This is a genomic window from Blautia sp. 210820-DFI.6.14 (assembly GCF_020558815.1).
Lineage (GTDB): Bacteria > Bacillota > Clostridia > Lachnospirales > Lachnospiraceae > Blautia_A > Blautia_A obeum.
Genome location: NZ_JAJCKS010000050.1, coordinates 1 through 8279, shown reverse-complemented (window position 1 = coordinate 8279; position 8279 = coordinate 1). Strand labels below are relative to the sequence as shown.

General features: G+C 39.7%; 11 protein-coding genes. 1 reads left to right on the top strand and 10 read right to left on the bottom strand.

Going from position 1 to position 8279, the window contains the following annotated elements; genetic code table 11:
• Positions 1-462: 462 nt before the first annotated feature.
• From LI112_RS17385 to LI112_RS17360, 6 genes are all read right to left on the bottom strand, one after another.
• Entirely contained in the window at positions 463-1863 is a 1401-nt protein-coding gene (locus tag LI112_RS17385) for a site-specific integrase (protein WP_227191170.1), read from the bottom strand.
• Position 1864: 1 nt separating this feature from the next.
• Positions 1865-2026, bottom strand: coding sequence for a helix-turn-helix domain-containing protein (locus LI112_RS17380; protein WP_005421623.1), 162 nt, complete (start codon positions 2024-2026; stop codon positions 1865-1867).
• Positions 2027-2083: 57 nt separating this feature from the next.
• Positions 2084-2776: a helix-turn-helix domain-containing protein gene (locus LI112_RS17375; RefSeq protein WP_227191169.1), complete on the bottom strand. Its 693-nt coding sequence runs from the start codon at positions 2774-2776 to the stop codon at positions 2084-2086.
• Between the two features lie 57 nt (positions 2777-2833).
• A complete protein-coding gene (locus tag LI112_RS17370; RefSeq protein WP_055066643.1) occupies positions 2834-3037 on the bottom strand; it encodes a helix-turn-helix domain-containing protein in 204 nt (67 codons plus the stop codon).
• Positions 3038-3615: 578 nt separating this feature from the next.
• Positions 3616-4539: a thioredoxin-disulfide reductase gene (trxB, locus tag LI112_RS17365; RefSeq protein WP_055066629.1), complete on the bottom strand. Its 924-nt coding sequence runs from the start codon at positions 4537-4539 to the stop codon at positions 3616-3618.
• Between the two features lie 15 nt (positions 4540-4554).
• Positions 4555-4878 (bottom strand): co-chaperone YbbN, encoded by a 324-nt coding sequence (locus LI112_RS17360; RefSeq protein ID WP_055057012.1) that lies wholly within the window; start codon positions 4876-4878, stop codon positions 4555-4557.
• Positions 4879-5044: 166 nt separating this feature from the next.
• Between LI112_RS17360 and LI112_RS17355 the strand changes: the two genes are divergently transcribed.
• Positions 5045-5728 carry a Crp/Fnr family transcriptional regulator gene (locus LI112_RS17355; protein WP_227191168.1) on the top strand — a complete coding sequence of 228 codons (684 nt, stop codon included), beginning with the start codon at positions 5045-5047 and terminating at the stop codon, positions 5726-5728.
• 17 nt (positions 5729-5745) lie between these two features.
• Here LI112_RS17355 and LI112_RS17350 read toward each other — a convergent pair whose 3' ends face one another.
• From LI112_RS17350 to LI112_RS17335, 4 genes are all read right to left on the bottom strand, one after another.
• A complete protein-coding gene (locus tag LI112_RS17350; protein ID WP_227191167.1) occupies positions 5746-7437 on the bottom strand; it encodes an FAD-dependent oxidoreductase in 1692 nt (563 codons plus the stop codon).
• Position 7438: 1 nt separating this feature from the next.
• Positions 7439-7759 (bottom strand): rhodanese-like domain-containing protein, encoded by a 321-nt coding sequence (locus tag LI112_RS17345; RefSeq protein WP_005421613.1) that lies wholly within the window; start codon positions 7757-7759, stop codon positions 7439-7441.
• Positions 7760-7771: 12 nt separating this feature from the next.
• Positions 7772-8077 carry a thioredoxin gene (gene trxA / locus LI112_RS17340; protein ID WP_005421612.1) on the bottom strand — a complete coding sequence of 102 codons (306 nt, stop codon included), beginning with the start codon at positions 8075-8077 and terminating at the stop codon, positions 7772-7774.
• A gap of 92 nt (positions 8078-8169) precedes the next feature.
• On the bottom strand, positions 8170-8279 hold a 110-nt coding region (locus tag LI112_RS17335; RefSeq protein ID WP_138344519.1), incomplete at its 5' end, for an SDR family oxidoreductase.

The window sequence follows — 8279 nt, the reverse complement described above, 5'->3', positions numbered from 1 at the left end:
ACGCTTTGAAGCCCGTCGCCAAGAGGATTTGAACCTCCGACCCCTCGCTTAGGAGCAACTTTTATGCAGGTTCAGACTAGTCCAACAGAGACAACCTATTCATTTATAAGTCCAGTAAAAAAGCGCCTTCCCAGACTATTTCTGTTCATATAAGATCATTGAAAATTATTCCAGATTTTTACATTTTCTGAGAAAATGATTGTACGCTTCTAATATAAAGCGCCAACTCCATCTATAATTTTTCAAATCATAAAATCCAACTATCCTGCCCATTTAAAAGCGGGAAATGAAATGTGTGATACACTATTTTCTTTGTCAGATTTCTTCTAAATTATACATCAGATACCGCCATTTACGCAAGATGCTTTGACCACTATTTTACCTCTTTTTTCTCACATGCTCTGATTTGATCTCATAAATAAAACCGGCAGAGATTTTGCTCTCTACCGGTCTGCTTTTATCCTAATTATGTTCCCCTTGCATTGATTTTGCTAATGATGTCAGCAACACAGCCATTTCCGGATTGCTGAGAACTTTTGCAAGTAACTCTGCGTCCACTCCTTCTGGAACTTCCATCATCGTCCTCTTTTCTGTATCATGGATCTGCGGATTCAGATTCTTCCTGTTATAAAAGGAATCTTCCAACAGTGTCGCATTGCGCCGTCTGTCTTCATCTATGATATGCGAATATACTTCTGTAACCATATCTGCCTGTGCATGACCAGAATCTCCCTGTACCGCCTTTATATCACCTCCGTTCAGCTTAAGCTTATAGGTAACACTCATATGCCGGAAACTGTGAAACACAATCTGTGGTAAATCATGTTGTTTGATCAGCTTATTCAGGGAATCTCTAATATACGCACCTCCCCTGGGAAGTCCATATTCAGTAGCAAGTATAAGGCCATAGTCCTGGTATTCATCCTGCAAAATATCCTTTATCTCCTCCTGCTGTGCTTTCCATGCAATCAGTTCTTCAGCTACGCTCCTGGGTAAAAACACTTTCCGCACGCTGCTTTCTGTTTTTGGTGTTTTCATAATGCGTACCGTCTTATTCGTTTTCCGCTCCTCTGGAAATATGACGATCACATCTTTCTGGTCTAATTCCTCTAACGCTTTTTTGCTGACTCTCTGTACTTCCTTATTTACATAAAGATACGCCCGGTTTTCTTTGATCGCTTCTTCTGATATATCTACGCAGTCCCAGGTAAGCCCCAGTAGTTCTCCTATTCGAAGAGAACCGGCAAAGGCAAGGTTCATACACAATTTCAGGCACTCATTTTCACACACATCCAGAGCATATGCAAAGGTCTCTGCATCCCATATTACCCGTTTCTCTGATTTATGCTTTGGTACCGTCGCTTTAAATGCTGGATTCTTCTCCATGATATCCCACTTCACAGCCTGATTAAAACAACTCTTCAGCAGCTTATGTACATCACGGATTACACTGGTAGATACGAACTCGCTTCTGACATTTCCGTTCAAGTCTGGAACGGATGGCGTCTTTGTCAGAGTCTTATAGTAAATCTCCAGAAATCTGGTATTGATATCCGTCAGTGGAGTTTTCCCAATGATAGGCAATATATAATTCTTCAGCAATGACATATTCCCGTCATAGGTAGACAATGCCCACCTGTCTTTTCCATACAGTTCTACATACTCATTTATCAGATCCTCCAACGTCTTACAGTTCGATACGATAATACCGCCTTTTTTCTCTTTCAGTTCGATTTCTGCTTTTCTTATTTTAGCTTCGTTCTTTGTATCATACGTTTCCCATTTCTGTTTCCGTTTTCCCTCTGTATCTTTACAGTAATATACGACACAATATTTGTTATTTTTCTTCTGTATCGAAGCCATGCTATACCACCCCCTTTTCCTTCCGCTTCAATAACCACTGTTCAAATGCTTCTCTTGGAATACGAATAATCTTTCCTGTTTTTCTGACCGAGATTTTTCCTGTGGTGTACCAATAAGCTATGGTTGCAGGCTCAACTCCTGCCAGTTCTGCCGCTTCCGGCACTGTCAGATACTCCAGACATTTTTTCTCCTGGCTGTGATCTGCTTCTGCAAGGCATCTTCACTTATAATTCTCATATTCCCGTTTTTCTTTCAACTCCAATTCTTCATATTCAAAATTAAACAGCTCATAGGTATCCTGTGCCTGCAAGAATCGCTCAAAGCTCTCCTTTGTCACCCTTCTCCGTCCGGCAATTACAATGACGTCCAGCAATGGGGCATATTTTTTACTGCTCAGGATTCCATATACGGTACTTCTTGGAACGTCAAGCAGCCGGGCCATTTCCGGCATACTGAGACTGGCTGCCTCTGCAGCTGCATCTTTCTTACGATCTTCCTGTGTACGATATCTGGACTGGCTGTGATACCAGTCCCAGAAAGCATCCGTCGGCACTCGCAATCTTTCATTCACGGTAACTGTCTCAATATTGTTTTTCTTTAATATCTCATATACCGTTGCGTTGTCCGTCCCCAGCATTTCCTGTATTTCTTTTGGGGAATAAGACCTGAGCCTCAACTCTTTTCCCGGTGCTTCCCCATTGACTTTGTGATACCAGTCCTGATTGGAATACCACTTTTCAAAACTGGCAATTTCAACCCTCATCTTTCCAAGCAATGTTTCTGTCCGAAAATAGTTTTTATGAACCAGCCAGTAACGATCTGTCTTCTTTAATCCCAACATATCCCCCATCTCGTGGACACTCATCCACTTTCGGGGTTTTGCCGGTGATCCAACTCTTTGTATCACTGCCATGTTTCACGCTCCTCCCATTCATTTTTCTCAAATCATATCTCACAATTCGCAAAAAATTTAGGATGTCACAGAAGCATTTCCTTTATCCAGCCACTCGTCAAAACTCTTCTTGGAAATACGGTATCCACCGCCTTCTAACTGAATCCAACGGAACTCATTTTGTCTCAACAACTTATAGACCGTTGATCTGCTGACATCCAGCATTTCCTGTAAATCCTTCACCGTATAACATCTTACTTCATTACGGTAAGCGGAAAGCATTGCCTTGGCTACCTCTCTGGTTATTTCATAAAATTTCCCATCAACTTTTGCATAAAATTTGTCATTGAATTTATATGGATGCTCTACATACATCGTCCGTTCCTCCTGAATTTGAAATCTGTTTCGTGTTCCAAATTCAAGAGCGGAGGGGACCGGCTCCTTCTGATGCCTCTGATCATGCGTACTGATTTCCTTTCAGGCCACCAGATCAGGCAGACCTGTGGCTTATTGGCCGGAAATCAAAATTTCAGGGCAACAAAAAAAGCCCCTCCGGGGTGCTAACCCGAAAGAGCTTTTCTAATAATCATATGAAGTTTTCCTGCTGTTCTTTTATTTCCAGCATAATCAGTATAACAGTTCAAAGTATCAGGGGTATCTCAAATACCTGCCGTAAAGTATCACTGATTCCTATAAAAGTATCATCATTTGATACTTTTTAAATTGACATAAAAATACACCGGAATCATTGTATCAGGATAAAGTTCACAAAGTATCCGCAATACATTCCCATAAGTTCATGTCATTATTGAAATCGTACATATTTCAGTATGAAAAGTTCACCATTCAAATTCTGATTATTATTTCTCCACATACTCTTCTGCCATATGTACTGCCATAGCACCATCTACCACTGCTGTTACTATCTGACGAAGTAACTTTGTTCTGACATCTCCTACAGCATAAACACCCGGAATACTCGTTTCAGTGTTTTCACCTGCCACAATATATCCTTTATTATCCAGTTCTATCTGATTATCTAAAAAATCTGTTGTCGGTTTTCTTCCTATACTCACAAACAGGCCGTCACATTCTATAATGTTTTCTTCTCCTGTAACTGTATCTTTCAACCGCACACCAGTCAATCGTTCTCCATAAATCAGTTCATTTACTGTATTGTTCCATCGAAACTCTATATTTTCAGTTTTCATCAGCTGGTCATGGTAGATTTTCGTTGCACGTAATGTATCTCTTCGATGAACAATGATGACTTTCTTAGCAATTCGACTTAAAAGAACAGCATCTGATACAGCAGAATTTCCACCACCAACAACCACCACGATCTTATCTTTATAAAACATACCATCACAGGAAGCACAATAAGCAACCCCATGACCTATCAATTCTTTTTCTTTAGCGAGACCAAGTTCTCTTGGATTTGCTCCAGTAGCAATCACTACTGTTTTCCCAATATAAATTCCCGAACTAGTTTCTACTCTCTTAAGCTTTCCTGTTAAATCCATATTAAAAACTTCAGCATATTCACTTTTAGCGCCAAATTTTTCCGCCTGTTTTTGCATTTTCTCTGCCAATGAAAATCCGTCAATTCCATTTTCAAAACCAGGATAGTTATCAATCTGCCAGGTCAATGACATCTGACCACCTGCAGATAATTTTTCTAAAACAATGGTATCAAATCCTGCTCTGGCTGCGTATAATGCTGAAGTATACCCTCCAGGTCCTCCCCCCACGATAATCATATCGTAAACATGATTTTCATTCATACAGCAGTCCTCCTTTTATTTTTCCAATGCTTCATTAATAAAATTCTCTATCATTATTTTTGATTCAGGTGCAACAATAGAATCTATTGCCTTTCCATTTCGATATAAAACCAGCGTAGGAATCACCTCAATCTTTTCAGCTTCTGCAATCTGTGGTTCTTCATCAATATTCACTTTTCCAGCAATAAGAATATCGCTGTATTCTTCACTTATTTTTTCATAAGCCGCTCCAATTCTACGGCAATAACCACACCAAGGTGCCCAGAAATCAACCAAAACCGGTTTTTCCTTATGAATTAATTGTCCAAACTTTTCTTTATTTATATTTATAGATGTCATATTTTTCAACTCCTTCTCCTATTTGAACTTAATATACCCCAAATAAGTGCTTGCTTCCGTGATGATATCACAGAAAAGATAATTTACTTTATTACACTTCTTTTTATTTCTATTTATGGCATATGCCAGTTATATAATTGACGCGTCTAAAAAAAGCAAGTATACTATGTTCGTAAAGGAGATAACGGTTATGAACTTCGAAAATTGTTTTCCACTATGGAATGACTTAAATACAGCACAGAAAAAAATAATTTCAGACAATTTAATCACACAGTATGTAAAAAAAGGGACAATCATTCACAATGGAAACCTGGATTGTACTGGATTATTACTGGTTAAATCCGGGCAGCTTCGAACTTACATACTTTCAGATGAAGGACGGGAGATTACACTTTACCGTCTGTTCGATATGGATATGTGTCTTTTATCCGCCTCATGTATCATGCGGTCTATTCAATTTGAAGTAACCATTGAAGCAGAAAAAGATACGGATCTTTGGATCATCCCTGCTGAAATCTATAAGGGCATCATGAAAGAATCTGCTCCTGTCGCAAATTATACCAATGAGTTAATGGCTACCCGTTTTTCTGATGTCATGTGGCTGATTGAACAGATTATGTGGAAGAGTTTGGATAAGCGTGTTGCTTCATTTCTTTTAGAAGAAACATCCATTGAAGGAACAAATGAACTGAAAATCACTCACGAAACTATCGCAAACCATCTTGGTTCCCACAGGGAAGTTATCACTCGAATGCTTCGATACTTTCAAGGCGAGGGTCTCGTCAAACTCTCCCGTGGCAAAATCACAATCCTTGATCCAAAAAGACTGGAAACACTACAAAAATCATAAAAATATTTTGTTTATTTCTAATAATCCATACCGCATGCATATGTCCTTTCGATCAGCGCACGGTCATTAACCACTGCATCATAGAAACGGAATCCGCCGGAGAAGTTGTATGTTTCATATCCATTTCCTTCCAGAATACGACTGGCAATATAACTTCGCAGCCCACTCTGGCATATCAGGTAAACAGGCTTTCCCTTCTCAATTTCATTGATACGTTCCCTTAGTTCATCTACAGGAATGTTTTTGAATCCATCCATATGCCCCCTGTTAAATTCACCTACAGTTCTCACATCCAGCAACACAACACTTTTATCTCTAGAAATCTTATCCATATCTTCCAGATGCCATTGTTTTAAGGTACCTTTTGCTATATTGTCTATCATGAATCCTGCCATATTTACAGGATCCTTGGCAGAGGAATAAGGCGGTGCATATGCGAGATCCAAATCCTTCAGTTGGGTTGCCTTCAGCCCTGCATGGATTGCTGTTGCCAGCACATCAATACGTTTATCAACTCCTTCATATCCAATAATCTGAGCACCAAGCAAACGATAGCTCTCTTTTTCAAAAACCACCTTCATGGTCATCACTTTTCCACCAGGATAGTAACCGGCATGACTCATAGGAGAAAGAATTACTGTATCTACCTCTAATCCTGACTTTTTGGCATTGGTTTCATTGATACCTGTAGTGGCTGCTGTCATATCAAACACTTTTATAACGGAGCTTCCCTGACTGCCCAGGTAACGACTATCACCGCCACAAATATTATCAGCGATGATTCTGCCCTGTTTATTGGCTGGTCCTGCCAAAGAAATTAGCGCATCATTACCCGTAACATAATGTTTTACCTGAACTGCATCACCTGCAGCATAAATATCCGGTACAGAGGTTTCCATTCTGTCATTCACTACAATACTTTCCTTGATGCCAAGTTCCAGACCGGCTTCTTTTGCTAATACTGTGTCTGGTGTGACTCCGATTGCCAGAACTACCATATCAGCCTGAAGGGATGGATTATCTTTCAACAGGACCTCCACTCCGTTGTCTTTTTCTTTAAATCCTTCTACTGTATAGCCCAGTACCAGTTTTATCCCATGCTTTCTCATTTCATTATGGATCATGGATGCCATATCCGGGTCAAAAGGGTTCATCAGCTGCTTAGGCCGCTGGACAATCGTAACATCCATGCCAAGCTCCCTCAAATTTTCTGCCAGTTCCAGACCAATAAAACCGCCACCTGCCAATACAGCCGATTTTGGATGATTCTTATTTATATATTCCTTTATCCGAAAAGTGTCTTCTACAGTACGAAGTGTAAAAAGTTTATCAATACCTACTCCTGGAAGTCTCGGCTGTGTTGGCTTTGCACCTGGAGAGAGGATCAGCTTATCATATTTTTCTTCAAATATCTCACCATTCTCTAAATTTTTCACTGAAACCGTTTTACGTTCCGGATGTATGGAGATAACTTCATGATGAATTTTCATGTTAATACGGAAGCGTTTAAAAAAACTCTCTGGTGTCTGTAGTGTAAGTTCTTCCGGGTCTGTGATCACGTCTCCAATATAATATGGAAGTCCACAATTTGCATAGGATATGTATCCGGATCTTTCAAACACAGTAATTTCAGCATGTTCATTCAGTCTGCGTATTCTTGCTGCGGCTGTAGCTCCTCCGGCTACACCTCCTACAATTATTACCTTCATCTTATTTTTCCACCTTTCCTGAGTAAGCTGCAATGCCACCGATATTATTTACTTTAGAATATCCCATTCGTTGCAGTATCCCAGTTGCCTGGCGGCTTCGTGAACCGGAATAACAGTATACAAACAGTGGGATATCCTTATTCTTCGCTACAGAAGCAATATTGTCAAGTTGCTGCAACGGCACATTTTTACTTTCTGGTATATGTCCTTCCTGATATTCCTGCGGTGTACGTACATCCAGCAGAACTGCATCATCAGTCCTTTTATATTCTTCTATGCCTTGATTAATATTCGACTGTTTAAAGAGATCAAAAAATCCCATTAGCACACCTCCCTAAAGCATTTCTAAAATCGCATTCTTAGGTCTCGCCCCTGAAACCTGCTGTACAATCTTCCCATTCTTCATAACCACTAAAGTCGGAATGCTCATAATACTGAACTTATTTGCCAGTTCAGGCTCTTCATCTACATTAATCTTTCCAACTTTAATATCTCTACGCTCACTTGCAATCTCCTCTACAATAGGTACTACCATGCGGCAAGGCGCACACCAAGATGCCCAAAAATCTAAAAGAACGGGTTTATCGGAATTCAGTACTTCGTTCTGAAAATTATTTTTATTGATATTAATAGCAGACATTTTACAGTCCTCCTTATCTTTTTCTTTTTGTAGATTTATTATAGTCTTAATTTCATTTATTTTCCGTGATTACATCACCATACCTCATTAACTTAACTTCTTGCCATACCATCTACACTTAATATAACACCTGTAATGTAACTCGCCTCATCTGAAGCAAGAAACACAAACGCATTGGCAATATCTTCTGGCTGTCCAAGAC

Excerpts from the sequence above, each read along its gene's own strand:
- LI112_RS17355 (WP_227191168.1), top strand. The coding sequence starts at position 5,045 with ATGTTCGTAAAGGAGATAACGGTTATGAACTTCGAAAATTGTTTTCCA.
- LI112_RS17345 (WP_005421613.1), bottom strand. The coding sequence starts at position 7,759 with ATGGGATTTTTTGATCTCTTTAAACAGTCGAATATTAATCAAGGCATA.
- LI112_RS17375 (WP_227191169.1), bottom strand. The coding sequence starts at position 2,776 with ATGGCAGTGATACAAAGAGTTGGATCACCGGCAAAACCCCGAAAGTGG.
- trxA (WP_005421612.1), bottom strand. The coding sequence starts at position 8,077 with ATGTCTGCTATTAATATCAATAAAAATAATTTTCAGAACGAAGTACTG.
- LI112_RS17360 (WP_055057012.1), bottom strand. The coding sequence starts at position 4,878 with ATGACATCTATAAATATAAATAAAGAAAAGTTTGGACAATTAATTCAT.
- LI112_RS17385 (WP_227191170.1), bottom strand. The coding sequence starts at position 1,863 with ATGGCTTCGATACAGAAGAAAAATAACAAATATTGTGTCGTATATTAC.
- LI112_RS17370 (WP_055066643.1), bottom strand. The coding sequence starts at position 3,037 with ATGCTTTCCGCTTACCGTAATGAAGTAAGATGTTATACGGTGAAGGAT.
- trxB (WP_055066629.1), bottom strand. The coding sequence starts at position 4,539 with ATGAATGAAAATCATGTTTACGATATGATTATCGTGGGGGGAGGACCT.
- LI112_RS17350 (WP_227191167.1), bottom strand. The coding sequence starts at position 7,437 with ATGAAGGTAATAATTGTAGGAGGTGTAGCCGGAGGAGCTACAGCCGCA.